The organism is Streptomyces sp. NPDC005494, from assembly GCF_042872025.1.
Classification (GTDB): Bacteria; Actinomycetota; Actinomycetes; order Streptomycetales; family Streptomycetaceae; genus Streptomyces.
This window is the reverse complement of the sequence record NZ_JBIAJR010000002.1, coordinates 632,726-646,912: the sequence shown is the minus strand read 5'-3', so window position 1 is coordinate 646,912 and position 14,187 is coordinate 632,726. Positions and strand designations below refer to the sequence as shown.

Here is a 14,187-nt window from a genome sequence, read left to right as displayed (position 1 = left end):
GACATTCTCCCACCTGGAGAGGGGAGGCCGTCAGGGCCGCAGGTCACTCACGACGTTCGCGGTGGCGGTGATCCCTTCGTGGATGGTGGGGGCCATGCTCGTGCCCGCGAGAAGGAACCCGAGCAGGGCGCAGACGATCGCGTGCGAGACCTTGAGCCCGCCGTTGCGCAGGAAGATCACTGCGAGGATCAGCAGGAGCAGCACCACTGAGATCGAAACGGCCATGGCCAACCTCCTCCGCCGCGCCGGATTTGCGGCATTCGGCCGCCAGTGTGGCGCAGTGGGGCGGCCGTTCGGCGCACTGGCGTGTCGGCTGAACGGGTGTTGACGCACGGTGACCGCAGGCTCGGTCAGCGGGCCTTTCCGTCACGGCTCCCGCGGAGGCGGAGGAAGGCCTCGAGCCCGGCGAGGTCGTCCGTGTTGAGGTGGTCGACGCCCGCGGCGAGGAGCTCGGTCCACACGGCGTCGCGCTGCGGGCCAGCCACGTCGGGCGTGCCCCAGAAGCGGACTCGCTGTCCGGCACGGTGGGCGGTGGAGACCAGGGCGTGCAGCCGGTCCCGCTCGGCGGCGGGGAAGGGGCCGGTGCCCAGCCAGCCGAAGCTCTGGGTCCAGTTGCCGCTGATCAGCGGGATGAAGGAGGCGGGCGCCGCGCTGCCGAGGTCGTCGGGCCGGCCGTCGTAGAACGCGTACCGGGTGGTCTGCGCCTCCATGGGGGCACGGGCCGCGCGGTCGCCCGAGATGACGGGAGTGACCGCGCCGGTGCGGACCCGGCCCTGGACGGACCGGGTGAGCATGTGCCGGTAGCGCCGGAGGACATCGTCCAGGGCGAGGTAGGCGGCGGCGCCGTCGGTCTTGATGTCGATCAGCAGTTGCAGCGGAGCACGGTGCCCCGCGTGGACGGATCCGTGATGGGCACGCACCAGGGCCAGCAGCGGGTCGAGGTAGAGCCGTGTGAGGGTGCGTGAGGGGTCGAGGGTCTCCGCCTCATGGGCGACGAGCAGTTCGCCGTCGACGAGGAAGATGTCCGCCTCCACGCTCGTGAAACCGTGCGCGAGGGCGTCGTGGAGCGGGTGCGGGTGCAGGTAGTCGTTGTGGGCGTGCGCCTGGGCGAGCGGGCGGCGTCCCACGGGCCGCCCGGTCGCCGCAGTGGCTGGTGCAGCGTTGGCGACCTGGGAGGGGATGAACACGCCTGCGGCCGTGGCGGCGAGGGCGGTGGCGACGACTCTGCGACGGGTCAGGTGTGCCATGGGGGGTCTCCTGAAGCAGGGAGGCGGGCAGAGCGGGCGGACGCGACGAGTATGGAGGCGGGGATGGCCTGAAAGGCAGGTACCTGCCAAGAGTTGGGGCCCTCGTCGTCCGCCCGTCGGCTGCGCTGCGCCTTCCGTTCCCCCCCCACCCCGTCGCTGCCCGGCACCAGACGCGACGGTAGGGCGGGAGCACGTGTCTCACGTGCCCCCGCCCTCGGCCGGCACTCAGGGTCGGCCCCCGGCCGGCGCTCAGGAGCGGAGATCAGGGAGCAGGGAGCTCCATGAGCTCGGCGACCGTCTCGCGATGCCGTCCCGCCGTGCCGTATGCGATCGAGTCGGCCTTGGCCCTCTTCAGGTACAGGTGGGCGGGGTGTTCCCAGGTCATCCCGATCCCGCCGTGCAGCTGGACGCACTCCTCCGCCGCGTGGACCGCGACCCTGGAGCAGTACGCCTGCGCCACGGCCACGGCGAGCGGCGCGTCCGGGCTGCCGGTGGCCAACGCGTCGGCCGCGTTACGGGCGGCGGCGCGCGCGGAGACGACCTCCAGCCAGAGCTCTGCCATCCGGTGCTTGAGCGACTGGAACGACCCCACCGGCCGGTTGAACTGGTGGCGCTCACGGGTGTACCGGACCGTCTCGGTCAGGCACCACTCGGCGAGCCCGAGCTGTTCGGACGCGAGGAGCCCCGCCCCGGCCAGGAGGCCCCGCGTCACGGCCTGGGCCGCAGGCCCGGCGTCCGCCAGCCGGGTCCCGGTGGCCCCGGCGAGGGTGACCGTGGCGAGCGGCCGGGTCAGGTCGAGCGGGACGAGCGGCTCGACGCCGACACCCGTGCCGCCGGTCTCCACCGCGTACAGGCCCTCCGCGGTGGGGACGAGGAGCACGTCGGCCGCCGCCGCGTCGGCGACCCCGGGCACGGTCCGGTCGAGGGCGCCGGTGAAGGTTCCTTCACCATCGGCGGCGGGCGTGGCGAAGGGCAGAGCGAGGACGGCGATCCTACGGCCGGCCGCGAGCTCACCGAGGAGTTCGGCGGCGGGGCCGTTCCCGGCGCCGAGGGCGAGCAGGATCTCGGTGGCGACCACGGAACTGGTCAGGTACGGCGCCGGGGCGACGCTGCGGCCCAGCTCCTCCAGGACCACGGCGGCCTCGCGGTGGGTGGCTCCCTGACCGCCCAGCTTCTCCGGCACGAGCAGCCCGGCCGCGCCGATGCCGGCGGCGAGCGACTCCCACAGGCGCAGGTCGTACGACGTGTCGGACTCGATCGCGGCGATCACCGTCGGCGCGTCGGCCCGGTCGCCGAGCAGCGAGCGCACGGCGGACCGGAGGTCGTCCTCGGCCTCCGAGTACAGCAGGTCGGGCGCCTGGACGGGTTCGGTCTGTGCGGTCATCGGGCAAGATCCTTCCAGGCGACGTCCTTGTCGTTACGCGGCTCGACGGGCAGACCGAGGACGCGCTCGGCGACGATGTTGAGCAGGACCTCGCTCGTACCGCCCTCGATGGAGTTGCCCTTGGAGCGCAGATAGCGATAGCCGGCGTCGCGCCCCGTGAAGTCGACGAGCTCGGGTCGGCGCATGGTCCAGTCGCTGTACAACAGCCCTTGGTCACCGAGGAGTTCGACCTCGAGGCCGCTGATCTCCTGGTTGAGGCGGGCGAACGCGAGCTTCATGCCGGAGCCTTCGGGGCCGGGCTGCCCGGCGACGAGTTGCTGGCGCAGACGTTCGCCGGTGAGCCTGGCGACCTCGGCCTCGACCCACAGCGTCAGCAGCCGCTGGTGGAGGTCGTGGGTGCGCAGGCCGGGCTGTTCGCGCCAGGTCTTCGCGACGGTGCCGATCATGCCGCCCTCGCGGGGGATGCGGGCTCCGCCGATCGAGACGCGCTCGTTCATCAGGGTGGTCTGGGCGACCTTCCAGCCTTCGCCGACCGGGCCGAGGCGCCTGCTGTCCGGGATGCGTACGCCCGTGAGGAAGACCTCGTTGAACTCCGCCTCGCCGGTGATCTGGCGGAGCGGCCGGACCTCGACGCCCGGGTCGCTCATGTCGCAGATGAAGTAACTGATGCCCCGGTGCTTGGGGAGGTCCGGGTCGGTGCGGGCGATCAGGATCGCCCAGCGGGCCACATGGGCGCTGGACGTCCAGACCTTCTGCCCGTCGACCACCCAGTCCTCGCCGTCCCGGACGGCACGGGTGCCCAGGGCGGCGAGGTCGGAGCCGGCCCCGGGCTCGCTGAAGAGCTGGCACCACACCTCCTCCCCCACCCACAGCGGGCGGAGGAAGCGCTGCTTCTGCTCGTCGGTCCCGTAGCCGAGAATGGTCGGTGCGGCCATGCCGAGGCCGATGCCGATGCGGCGCGGGTCGTTGTCGGGCGCGCCGGCCGCGGCGAGTTCGGCATCCACCACGGGCTGCAGTGAGCGGGGTGCGTCGAGTCCGCCCAGTCCGACCGGGTAGTGCACCCATGCCAGTCCGGCGTCGAAGCGCGCCTTGAGGAAGTCGGTGCGCCCGGTGGAGGCCGGCGGGTGGGCGGCCAGCAGTTCCTGGGTGAGGCCGCGGATCTGTGCCGCGTCGATGGCGGTGCTCATCGGGTTCCTCCTGACGGCAGGACGACGATACGGCCGGTGCTGGTGCCGTCCGCGACCCGCTGCACCGCGCGTGCGGCGTCGGCCATCGGGACGCGTTCGCTGATCAGCGGCTTGATGACGCCCTGCGCCGCGAGCTTGGTGAGCTCGTCATGGCAGGCGCGCACGGCGGCGGGGTCCTTGGTGTTGTAGAGACCCCAGTGCAGTCCCACGATGGAGTAGTTCTTGACCAGCGCGTGGTTGAGACCGGGGGTGGGGATGGTGCCGCTCGCGAAGCCGACGACGATGACGCGTCCCTCGAAGGCGATGCACTTGACGGACTTGGCGTAGGCGTCTCCGCCGACCGGGTCGTAGACAACGTCCGCGCCGCGCCCGCCGGTGGCCTCCTTCACCACCGCGACGATGTCCTCGCTCCGGCGGTCGATGACGAGGTCGCAGCCCAGTTCGCGGGCGATCGCCGCCTTCTCCGGCCCGCCGACGACTCCGATGACGGTGGCGCCGGCGGCCTTGCCCAGCTGGACGGCCGCGCTGCCCACGCCGCCCGCCGCCGCGTGCACCAGCAGCGTCTCCCCGGCCTGGAGCCGGGCCCGCCTGTGCAGCCCGAACCAGCCGGTCTGGTAGCCGATGTGGAGTGCCGCGGCCTCGGCGTCGTCCAGGGCGTCGGGAGCCGGCAGCAGGGCCGCCTCGTCCGCGACGACGTACTCGGCGAAGCCGCCGTCCGGGAGGGCGGGGGTGGCGAGTACACGGCGCCCGTCCTCCGTCTCGCCGCAGATCTCCACGCCGGGGGTGAAGGGCAGCGGGGGCCGTACCTGGTACTGGCCACGGCAGAGCAGCGCGTCGGGGAAGTTGATGTTCGCCGCGCGTACCTTCAGCAGCACCTGCCCGTCGCCGGGGGTGGGCCGGTCCGCCTCTTCGAGCTCCATCACCTCGCTCGGTTCGCCGTTCCGGTGCACTCGCCATGCCTGCATGAGGGGCCTCCACAACACTCTCGGCATTACCACTGCTCCGGCGCATACTAAGCGGTCGCTTGCCTTTCTGGGAACACCTCGCGCAGCCGGCCCTTTCCGTTCAGGAGCGTTTCGGCTTGGCCCTGACATGCATCCGCTCCCCCTGGGGGCCGAACAGGCTCAGGAACTCGACCGGCTCGTCACCGGCGGGCCCGAACCAGTGCGGCAGCCGGGTGTCGAACTCGGCGGCCTCACCCGGCACCAGGACCAGGTCGTGCTCGGCGAGCTTGAGCCGGAGCTTGCCGCTGAGGACGTACAGCCACTCGTAGCCCTCGTGGGTGCGCTGCTCGGGCTCCTCGGTGCAGGGCGCCTGCTGTACGACCTTGTACGCCTGGAGACCGCCGGGCCGCGCCGAGAGCGGCAGCGAGGTCTTCGCCCCCTGCACGATCGGCTTCGCCCTGACTCTCGGATCGCCCACCGGCGGAGCCCCGACTAGATCGTCCAGGGGCACCTCATGAGCCCTGGCGATGGGAAGCAGGAGCTCCAGGCTCGGACGACGGCCGCCGGATTCGAGACGGGAGAGGGTGGAGACGGAGATGCCCGTGACGTCGGAGAGCCCTGCGAGGGTCACGCCCCGGTCCTTGCGCAGGCGCCGAAGCCGTGGCCCGACACCGGTCAGCACGGCGTCGAGGTCGGGGTCGTCCTGGTTCTGTTCCTTCATGGGCCCTATTGCAGAATCGGCAAACCGCTTTGTCAATCGGGGACCGATCGCCGCACCCCGGAACGCACGGCGCGGCGGAGCCGGGCCCCCCGGCTCCGCCTGCGGCCGGTCCTGTCAGCGGGCGAACACCTCGAAGGTGACGGCGGGGCGGCCGCCGAAGCGTTCGGCCGCCGTCCCGGTGGTGCCGGTCAGAAACGCGCGGCAGTAGGCCTCCGGGTCCTCGTCGGTCAGCACCTCGATGTAGGTGCGATGGGCCAGCAGCGACCGGACCGCACGCTCGAACCCCGGCGTCGCGTCGACCGCGTGGGTGGGCCGGTCGGTGCCCGCCACGGCGACCCAGCGCACCCCGTCCCACGGTTCGAGGCCCTGCTCCCCCAGCTCCGGGAAGATCCAGCGGTTCCCCGCGTCGCCCGCGGCGTCCAGGACGGCGCGCCCGACGGCACGGTGGTCGGGGGTGTTCCACGCCACGCCTCCCCACGTGTCGCGGTGGTTGAGGGTGATCACCAGCTCGGGCCGGTACCGGCGGAGCGCAGCGGTGATGTCCCGGCGCAGCGCCGTGCCGTACTCGATCACGCCGTCCCTGTGGCCGAGGAACTCGACGGCCGAGACGCCCACCTCGGCGGCGCTCGCCCGCTGCTCGCGCTCCCGCAGCGGGGCGCACTCCTCCGGAGCGACGGTGTCGATCCCCGCCTCGCCCCGGCTCGCGAGGAGATAGGTGACCTCACGGCCGGCGTCGGTCCAGCCGGCGACGGCGGCGGCGCAGCCGTATTCCAAGTCGTCGGGGTGGGCGACCACCGCCAGCGCCCGCTGCCAGTCGGTGGGCATGGGTTCCAGCTGCTGTGTCATACACCGCAGGTTATGCGCGGGAGGGTGCCGGATCCGTGCATTCCGGAAGCGGTTCGGGGCAGGGAGGAAGGAGTTGCTCCGGTCGGAGTCCGCGTCCGGCGAGCCGTGTCACACCGGAGCGCAATACCCCTAGGGGTATCATGTCCGTCCGGGGTGCCCCGGTACGCACGTCCCCGGGCCGCCCCCGCCCAGGCGACCGAAAGGAAACCCGCTCGTGATCAGCCCCTCCTCCCTCTCCCCCGCCCAGGCGGCAGCCCGTCTGGAGGAGTTCACCGTCATCGACGTGCGGGCTCCCGGCGAGTACGCGTCCGGGCACGTGCCCGGCGCCCTGAACATCCCCCTCGACCGGCTCGGCGAGGCCCTGCCCGCCCTGAAGTCGGCTTCCGCCCGCGGTTCACTGCTGGTGGTGTGCGCCTCGGGCGTCCGCTCGACGCGGGCGTGCGAGATCCTCGCCGACGCCGACATCGAGGCCACGACCCTGACCGGTGGCACCTCGGCGTGGGAGGGCGACGGGCGCGGCCTGGACCGCCCCGACGGCGCACGCGCCACCTGGCCGATGGAACGCCAGGTGCGACTCGCCGCCGGTTCCCTGGTGGTCGCGGGCCTGCTGGCGGGCCGGCGTTTCCCGGCCGCGCGCTGGCTGTCAGCCGGGATCGGCGCCGGCCTCGTCTACTCCGCGGTGAGCAACACGTGCGGCATGGCGGCCGTCCTGTCGAAGCTCCCCCACAACCGCGCCCCGCAGTCCGGGGCAGGGCTGGACGCCACCCTGGACGCCCTCCAGGGCTGAGCAGGCACGCCCTCGGTCCGGGACCGGGCACACGGCGAACCCCCGGCCGAGGGCCGAGCGCCCGGCGGGTCCCGGTCCCCCACCCTAGGCCGGAGCGACCGGCGGGACCGTCCCCGGACACCGCCCGTCGCCGCCCCCGACGCCGCTCGCCGGGCCCGGCTCCTGGAACTACCGCTCGCTCTCGCCGCGTACGAGAGCGAGCAGCCGGTCCAGCACGTGGGGGCCGCCCGCCCGTACGCCGTCGTGCTCGTACTCGCTGGTCACCCACGTGCGCAGGCCCTTGATCGAGGAGGCCGTACGCAGCGCGTGGCCGGTGTCCACGTACATGTCGTCGTGGTAAACGGCGGCGGCCACCGGGACCTCGTTAGCCGCGAGCCTCTCGGTGTCGTACAAGACCGGCCAGTCGGTGCGGGCGGCGAGCAGTTCGGCCGTCTCGCGGAGCGGGCGCAGCGCGGGATCGACGTCGAAGTGCCACGGATGGATGCTCTCGCCCGTGAAGAGCAGAGGGCTGTCGCCCTCCAGCGCACGGGCTGCCTCGAACTGCGGGAACTCGGCCCGGACGCGCTCGGCGGCCCAGCCGGTGGGAAGCGCGCCCTGACCGTAGATCGCCTCGTGCATCAGGGCGTACAGCGGGTGCGCGGCGAACGAGTTCGCGCCACGGACGGCCTCCTGGAAGGCGTCGGAGAGTTCCGCCCCGCCCACGCCCTCGACGAAGGCGTTCTCGAGGAGGTAGTGCAGCTGGTGGCTGCCGTTGCCGGTGCCCAGCATGATGCCGAGCGACTGGAAGCCCTCGGGCGTCAGCAGGTGGCCGCCGCTCTCGGGACGGTGCTCGGCGAGATACGCGGCGACGGCCCTGGCACGCTCCACGTCCTGCGGATAGCGCGCGTAGTGAGCCGCGACCTTGCGCTCGACGCGCGGGTACGCCGCCCGGTACACGTCGTCGGCATGCGCGTCCAGCGAGGGCAGACCGCCGGTGATCAGGACGCTCGCGAGCCCCTCGGGAGCCGCGGAGAGGTAGTGGACGGCGCAGAACCCGCCGAAGGACTGCCCGAGCACGGTCCACGGCGCGCCCCCGGTGAGCTGGGGCCGGATGAGTTCGCAGTCGCGCACGATGCTGTCGGCGCGGAAACGGGCGAGATAGCCGGCCTGCTCACGCGGGCCTCCGCGCAGCGGCAGGGTCTGCCGGTTGGCCGGGGTGGACAGGCCTGTGCCACGCTGGTCCAGAAGCAGCACACGGAATTCCCGCACCGCGCGGCCCAGCCAGGCCTCCGTGCCGTTGAAGCGGCGGGCACCGAAGCCGGGGCCGCCCTCCAGGTAGACCAGCCAGGGCAGATCCTCGCCCGCCTTCGCGGTCGCCACGACCTCACGCCCGAAGATCTCGATCGTCTCACCGTTGGGCTCCCCGTGGTCGAGCGGGACCGTGAAGCGACGGTCGGTGAGGACGAGTCCGGGCTGGCGATAGCTGTTCAAGAAGGGCTCCTGTATCGGTGATTCCCGGACAGTTCAGCACATCACCGCGACCGGCCCGGGCCCGGCCCGGACAGGACCGTCCGCCGTGACGGCCACAGCCTTTACCAGCGTTTGCAACTAACCCGCGCGTGCAACTATTGTTCACGCCAGTAACCGTCGCACGCAGATCGGTTCGGCACCGCACTCACGAGAGGTTCCACCATGTCCACGGTCCCCACCGTCACGCTCAACAACGGCGTCACGATCCCCCAGCTCGGCTTCGGCGTCTTCCAGGTCCCCGACGACGAGACGGCCGCCGCGGTCTCCAGCGCCCTGGAGGCGGGCTACCGCTCCATCGACACGGCCGCCGTGTACGGAAACGAGACCGGCGTGGGCCGCGCGCTGGCCGAATCCGGCCTCCCTCGCGAGGAGCTGTTCGTCACGACGAAGCTCTGGAACGCCGACCAGGGCTACGACTCCACCCTCGCGGCATTCGACGCCAGTCTGGCCAGGCTCGGCCTCGACCACGTGGACCTCTACCTCATCCACTGGCCCACGCCCGAGCGTGACCTCTACACCGACACCTGGCGCGCCCTGGATAAGCTGCTGGCGGACGGCCGGATCCGGGCCGCGGGTGTGTCCAACTTCCAGCCCGCCCACCTGCGCCGGCTGCGGGAGGAGAGCTCCCTCGTACCGGCCGTCAACCAGATCGAGCTGCACCCCGGGCTCCAGCAGAGCGAGCTGCGCGCCGTGCACGCCGAGAGCGGCATCGCCACCGAGGCGTGGAGCCCTCTCGCGCAGGGGGCACTGCTGGACGAGGAGGTGCTGACCGCACTCGCCGAGCGGCACGGGAAGACGCCGGCCCAGGTCGTCCTGCGCTGGCACCTCCAGCTCGGCAACATCGTCATCCCCAAGTCGGTCACGCCCGCACGCATCCGGCAGAACATCGACCTCTTCGACTTCGAACTCTCGCAGGCCGACATGGACGCGATCGCCGGCCTGGACCGGGGCATGCGCACCGGCCCCGACCCCGACACCCTGAACTGAGCCAGCCGCCACGGCAGCATGACCGCCGCCGGCCGGCACACCCGTGCCGATCGGCGGCTCTCCCAGCCGTCGGCAGGCACACCTGTGCCGACCGGCGGCCTTCTCACGCCCTCGGGGAAGGATCCCGCAGGGGTGCGGCCGGAGCTTCCCGGCCGCCGCTCGCCCGCCGGTAACTGCTGCCGTCCCGAGGCCGTTCCAGCAGACCGGCGACCACGAGATGGCGCCGCAGGGCCGAGCAGTCCTCGTGGACCGTGAGCAGCGCGTCGTTGACCTCACGCTCGGTGTAGACCCGGTCGCGCTCGAAGAGCGTGTGCGCGAGGTGCTCGAGCAACTGCTCACGCCGGGCGGGCTTCCGGGGGATCGCCGTCAGGCGCCCGTGCGAGAACAGGGCGGCCACCTGGCGCGCCTGGCGGGTGTCGGTATCGGACATGCCGGAAGCGTCGCAGGCCGAGGAGCGGCAGGCAAAGCGTTTTCCCCCGCGGACAGCATCTTGACCTTCGGGCCGACCGTCGTACGGTGTGACCATTCATCACTCTTCCGGCTGAAGGCGGTCCCTCATGGCCCTGTTCGATCTCCCACTCGAAGAACTGCGCACCTACCGCAGCCGGTCGGTGGAGCCCGAGGACTTCGACGCCTTCTGGTCGGACACGCTGGCGGAGGCCGGTACGCACGATCTGGACGCCCGTTTCGAGAGGTGCGCCGACACCGGTCTCGCCACGGTGGAGGTGTACGACGTGACGTTCGCGGGCTTCGGCGGTCATCCCGTCAAGGGCTGGTTCGTCATACCGGCGGGAACGACCGAACCCCTGCCCGTCGTCGTGGAGTTCATCGGATACGGGGGTGGGCGGAGCCTGCCGCACGCGCATCTGCTCTGGGCCTCGGCGGGCATGGCCCACTTCGTGATGGACACCCGCGGCCAGGGCAGCGGCTGGGCACCGGGCGACACCGCCGACCCCGTCGGATCGGCGCCGTCGCTCGCCGGCTTCATGACCCAGGGCATCGGGGACCCGGAGACGTACTACTACCGCCGGGTCATCACGGACGCGGTACGCGCGGTGGAGGCGGCCCGTTCGCACCCCCTCGCCGACGCCTCCCGCACCGCGGTGATCGGCGCGAGCCAGGGCGGCGGCCTCGCCCTCGCGGCGGGCGGGCTGGTGCCCGACCTGGTGGCCGTGGCGCCCGACGTGCCGTTCCTCTGCGACTTCCCCCGGGCGACCCGCATGACCGACCGGAAGCCGTACCGGGAGGTCGGGGACTACCTGAAGACGCACCGGGGCCGGGCCGAGCAGGTCGAGAGGACCCTCTCCTACTTCGACGGGGTCCACTTCGCCGCACGCTGCCGGGCGCCCGCGCTGTTCTCCGTGGCCCTGGAGGACCTCACCTGCCCGCCCTCGACGGTGTTCGCCGCGTTCAACGCCTACGCGCACGCCGACAAGGAGATCGAGGTGTACGACTTCAACGACCACGAGGGAGGCGGCCCCTTCCAGCAGGCGGCTCAGCTGGCCAGGCTGCCGCGACTACTGAAGGCCTGACGGACCCACAGCGGCGGGAACCCCTTGACCTGCCTCGCGGACGGGACCTAGGTTTCCGGGAGAGAAAGCGCTTGCTGTCCGGCGAGTGTGCATATTTTCGCATCAAGGGGTGTTTGTCACGGCCAGCCATCCTTCGCACCGGGACCCGCTGCGGGTCGCGATCGTCGGCACGGGCGCGATCGCGCGGGTGAGTCATCTGCCCGCGTTGACCGCGCTCGCCGCCGAGCAGCCGCTGGAGATCGTCGCCGCGGTCGACGTCGACCCGGACTCGGTCGGGACGTTCTGCGCCGAGTCGGGCATCGCGCACCCGTACACCGACCTCGACGGCATGCTCGCCGAGCAGCGCCCGAACCTGGTCACTCTCGCCACCCCGCCCCGGTTCCACCGCGACCAGACCGTGGCCGCCCTGCGCGCCGGGGCGTGGGTGTGGTGCGAGAAGCCGCCCTGCCCGTCGCTGGAGGACTTCGACGCGATCGAGGCGGAGGAGGGCCCCGAGGGCGAGGGCCCGTACGCGGCGATCGTGTTCCAGCACCGCTTCGGCTCGGGCGCCGGGCACGTCAGGGAACTTCTCGCCCGGCAGGCCATGGGCCGGCCGCTGGTGGCTCATTGCCAGACCACCTGGTACCGGGACGAGGCGTACTACTCCGCTCCCTGGCGGGGCACGTGGAGCAGTGAGGGCGGCGGTCCCTCCATGGGACACGGCATCCACCAGATGGACCTGCTGCTCGATCTGCTGGGCCCGTGGTCGGAGATCCGGGCGATGGCCGGGCGGCTGGTGCACGACGTGGAGACCGAGGACGTCTCCACCGCGCTCATCCGCTTCGAGAACGGCGCGATGGCCACGGTCGTGAACAGCGTGCTCAGCCCGGACCAAGTGAGCCGGATCCGCATCGACTGCGAGCACGCGACCGTGGAACTCACCCACCTGTACGGGCACCGGAACGCCGACTGGCGGATCACTCCGGCCCCCGGGGTGCCGACCGAACAGGCCGATGCCTGGCGGGGCTTCGGAGCCGACGTACCCAGCTCGCACGAGGCACAGCTGGCAGGCCTGCTGGAGGACATGCGCACGGGCCGCAGGCCACGCAGCAGCGGTGCCGACGGCCGCAAGAGCCTCGAACTGGTCACCGCTCTCTACAAGGCGGCTTTCACCGGGGCCACCGTACGGGCCGGCGAGACCGGCCCCGGCGATCCGTACTACAGCGCGCTGCACGGCGAGGCCCCCGGGTGGGCGCCGGAGAGTCAGGAGCAGCAGCGGGCGGAGGTGACGGCATGACGAAGGTCCTGGACATCGACCACCGGCACGGCGACCACCTCGTGGTGACCGCGGCGGACAGCGGGGTGGAGCTGCTCCGCTACGTCTACGGCGCCGAGGACGCGTGGGAAGCGCCGAAGCCTTACATCCACCCCCTGCGCACCCTGTCCGGGCGGATCGTGACGGGTTACCGCCCGAACGATCACCGCTGGCACAAGGGCCTGCAGATGACCGCCTCGCATCTGTCCGGCGCGAATCTGTGGGGTGGCAACAGCTACGTGCACGGCGAGGGCTATCTCGCCCTGCCGGAGCGTGTGGGTTCCATGGCGCACGCCGGCTTCGACGAGGTGTCGGTGACCGATGACGCCGTGCGCTTCACCGAGCGGCTGACCTGGCATCCGCACGACGGCGAACTCTGGGCGGAGGAGGCGCGCCGCATCGAGGTCCATGACGTCGACCCGCTGACCGGGAGCTGGGCACTGACCTGGTCCTCGGCGATCACCAACCGGCGCGACGAGCCTCTGCGCTTCGGCAGCCCCACGACACACGGCCGCCCGGACGCGGGCTACACCGGCCTGTTCTGGCGGGGGCCGCGCGCCTTCAGGGACGGCCGTGTCATCGCGCCGGACGCCGAGGGTCCGGAGATGATGGGGCGGCAGGCCCCCTGGCTCGCGTACAGCGGGGAACACGACGACTTCGACGGCCACGCGACACTCGTCTTCGCGCACTCCCCCGAGAACGACCACACCGGGACGGGCGGGGAGCACCCGGCGCACTGGTTCGTGCGCAACACCCCGTTCGCGGCCGTCGCCCCGTCGCTCGCCTTCCACGAGGAGCTGGTGCTGGATCCGGGTGCGACCCTGACCCGGCGTTACCGCGTCCTGGTCGCGGACGGAGCCTGGGACCGCGACCGCATCGCCTCGGCGGTCGACGGGCTCCGCTGGTAGCGGCCGGGGGAAGGCGGGCCGGGCCGCCAGAGGCGGTGGGACACCTAGGCTTCCCGGTCCGGCCGGCCCGCCGGACACCGCTCGGCTCCCTGGCCATCGACCGGCAACCGGGCGCCGCTCGGCCCTTGCGCCGCCGGTCGGCATCCAGGCACCGCTCGGCGGCACCCGTTCTCGCCCGGCATCCAGGGACCGCTCGGCCCATCCGCCCTGGCCTGGCATCCGGACGCGCGGGAAGCCGCGCGCCCGGGTGGGCCGTGCCGGCGCTTCCCGTTCAGCCCTTCGCGGCCGGGGAGAGCACGAAGACCGGGATCTCCCGGTCCGTCTTGGTCTGGTAGTCGGCGTAGTCGGGGAACGCCTCGACGGCACGGCCCCACCACAGGGCCTTCTCCTCCCCCGTGACCTCGCGGGCGACCATGTCCTGGCGCAGGGTGCCGTCCCGCAGGTCCACCCGGGGGTCGGCCAGGACGTTGTAGTACCAGACCGGATGCTTGGGAGCGCCGCCGAGTGAGGCGACCACCGCGTACTCCCCGTCGTGCTCGACCCTCATGAGCGGGGTCTTGCGGATCTTGCCGCTCTTGGCGCCGCGTGTCGTGAGAAGGATGACGGGCATGCCCCGCAGAGTCGTCCCCTGCGTTCCGCCCGAACTCTCGATGAGCTCGACCTGCTCACGGACCCACGTCGTCGGGCTGGGCTCGTACTCGCCCTCGATCGGCATGACACATGTCCTCTCGTCGGAATGCTGCGGTCCTCTTCATCATGGCTCCGACAAATGCGGGGAACCCGCAGGAACACCGCCGGACGACCCTCGATTACGCGGCATCTCACTTCCTGGACAGACGTG

Annotated in this window: 15 protein-coding genes; 5 read left to right on the top strand and 10 right to left on the bottom strand. The window is 72.0% G+C overall.

Going from position 1 to position 14,187, the window contains the following annotated elements:
- Positions 1-30 precede the first annotated feature (30 nt).
- From ACFYQ6_RS08615 to ACFYQ6_RS08585, 7 genes are all read right to left on the bottom strand, one after another.
- Complete coding sequence (locus ACFYQ6_RS08615; RefSeq protein WP_356741160.1) at positions 31-225, bottom strand: hypothetical protein; 195 nt, start codon at positions 223-225, stop codon at positions 31-33.
- Positions 226-350: 125 nt separating this feature from the next.
- Positions 351-1,247 (bottom strand): phosphatidylinositol-specific phospholipase C/glycerophosphodiester phosphodiesterase family protein, encoded by an 897-nt coding sequence (locus ACFYQ6_RS08610; protein WP_388761777.1) that lies wholly within the window; start codon positions 1,245-1,247, stop codon positions 351-353.
- Between the two features lie 262 nt (positions 1,248-1,509).
- Positions 1,510-2,631, bottom strand: coding sequence for an acyl-CoA dehydrogenase family protein (locus ACFYQ6_RS08605; RefSeq protein ID WP_388761774.1), 1,122 nt, complete (start codon positions 2,629-2,631; stop codon positions 1,510-1,512).
- Positions 2,628-3,818, bottom strand: coding sequence for an acyl-CoA dehydrogenase family protein (locus ACFYQ6_RS08600; protein ID WP_361576579.1), 1,191 nt, complete (start codon positions 3,816-3,818; stop codon positions 2,628-2,630). The genes ACFYQ6_RS08605 and ACFYQ6_RS08600 overlap by 4 nt, the downstream gene beginning before the upstream one ends.
- A complete protein-coding gene (locus ACFYQ6_RS08595; protein ID WP_388761770.1) occupies positions 3,815-4,783 on the bottom strand; it encodes an NADPH:quinone oxidoreductase family protein in 969 nt (322 codons plus the stop codon). The genes ACFYQ6_RS08600 and ACFYQ6_RS08595 overlap by 4 nt, the downstream gene beginning before the upstream one ends.
- A gap of 100 nt (positions 4,784-4,883) precedes the next feature.
- Complete coding sequence (locus ACFYQ6_RS08590; protein ID WP_388761767.1) at positions 4,884-5,483, bottom strand: helix-turn-helix domain-containing protein; 600 nt, start codon at positions 5,481-5,483, stop codon at positions 4,884-4,886.
- A gap of 114 nt (positions 5,484-5,597) precedes the next feature.
- The gene (locus tag ACFYQ6_RS08585) at positions 5,598-6,329 is read right to left on the bottom strand and encodes a PIG-L deacetylase family protein (protein ID WP_361576571.1); all 732 of its coding nucleotides are present in this window, start codon (positions 6,327-6,329) and stop codon (positions 5,598-5,600) included.
- Between the two features lie 214 nt (positions 6,330-6,543).
- Between ACFYQ6_RS08585 and ACFYQ6_RS08580 the strand changes: the two genes are divergently transcribed.
- Positions 6,544-7,116: a rhodanese-like domain-containing protein gene (locus ACFYQ6_RS08580; protein ID WP_388761764.1), complete on the top strand. Its 573-nt coding sequence runs from the start codon at positions 6,544-6,546 to the stop codon at positions 7,114-7,116.
- A 168-nt stretch (positions 7,117-7,284) separates the two neighbouring features.
- Here the strand turns inward: ACFYQ6_RS08580 and ACFYQ6_RS08575 are convergent, their stop codons facing one another.
- On the bottom strand, positions 7,285-8,586 hold the full coding sequence (locus tag ACFYQ6_RS08575; protein WP_388761761.1) for an alpha/beta fold hydrolase: 1,302 nt from the start codon (positions 8,584-8,586) through the stop codon (positions 7,285-7,287).
- A 201-nt stretch (positions 8,587-8,787) separates the two neighbouring features.
- Here ACFYQ6_RS08575 and ACFYQ6_RS08570 point away from each other — a divergent pair, with 201 nt between their 5' ends.
- Positions 8,788-9,612 (top strand): aldo/keto reductase, encoded by an 825-nt coding sequence (locus ACFYQ6_RS08570; protein WP_388761758.1) that lies wholly within the window; start codon positions 8,788-8,790, stop codon positions 9,610-9,612.
- A gap of 103 nt (positions 9,613-9,715) precedes the next feature.
- Here the strand turns inward: ACFYQ6_RS08570 and ACFYQ6_RS08565 are convergent, their stop codons facing one another.
- On the bottom strand, positions 9,716-10,042 hold the full coding sequence (locus ACFYQ6_RS08565; protein WP_361576559.1) for a DUF2087 domain-containing protein: 327 nt from the start codon (positions 10,040-10,042) through the stop codon (positions 9,716-9,718).
- A 127-nt stretch (positions 10,043-10,169) separates the two neighbouring features.
- On the opposite strand from ACFYQ6_RS08565, the gene ACFYQ6_RS08560 reads away from it, so the two are divergent.
- The 3 genes from ACFYQ6_RS08560 (at position 10,170) to ACFYQ6_RS08550 (ending at position 13,346) form a co-directional block, all read left to right on the top strand.
- Positions 10,170-11,144, top strand: coding sequence for an acetylxylan esterase (locus tag ACFYQ6_RS08560; RefSeq protein ID WP_361576556.1), 975 nt, complete (start codon positions 10,170-10,172; stop codon positions 11,142-11,144).
- Between the two features lie 109 nt (positions 11,145-11,253).
- Positions 11,254-12,420, top strand: coding sequence for a Gfo/Idh/MocA family protein (locus tag ACFYQ6_RS08555; protein WP_388761754.1), 1,167 nt, complete (start codon positions 11,254-11,256; stop codon positions 12,418-12,420).
- Positions 12,417-13,346, top strand: coding sequence for a PmoA family protein (locus ACFYQ6_RS08550; protein ID WP_388761751.1), 930 nt, complete (start codon positions 12,417-12,419; stop codon positions 13,344-13,346). Before ACFYQ6_RS08555 ends, ACFYQ6_RS08550 begins: the two co-directional genes overlap by 4 nt.
- Before the next feature lie 271 nt (positions 13,347-13,617).
- On the opposite strand, the gene ACFYQ6_RS08545 is transcribed toward ACFYQ6_RS08550, so the two are convergent.
- Positions 13,618-14,061 (bottom strand): nitroreductase family deazaflavin-dependent oxidoreductase, encoded by a 444-nt coding sequence (locus ACFYQ6_RS08545; protein ID WP_388761748.1) that lies wholly within the window; start codon positions 14,059-14,061, stop codon positions 13,618-13,620.
- Between the last annotated feature and the right edge of the window lie 126 nt (positions 14,062-14,187).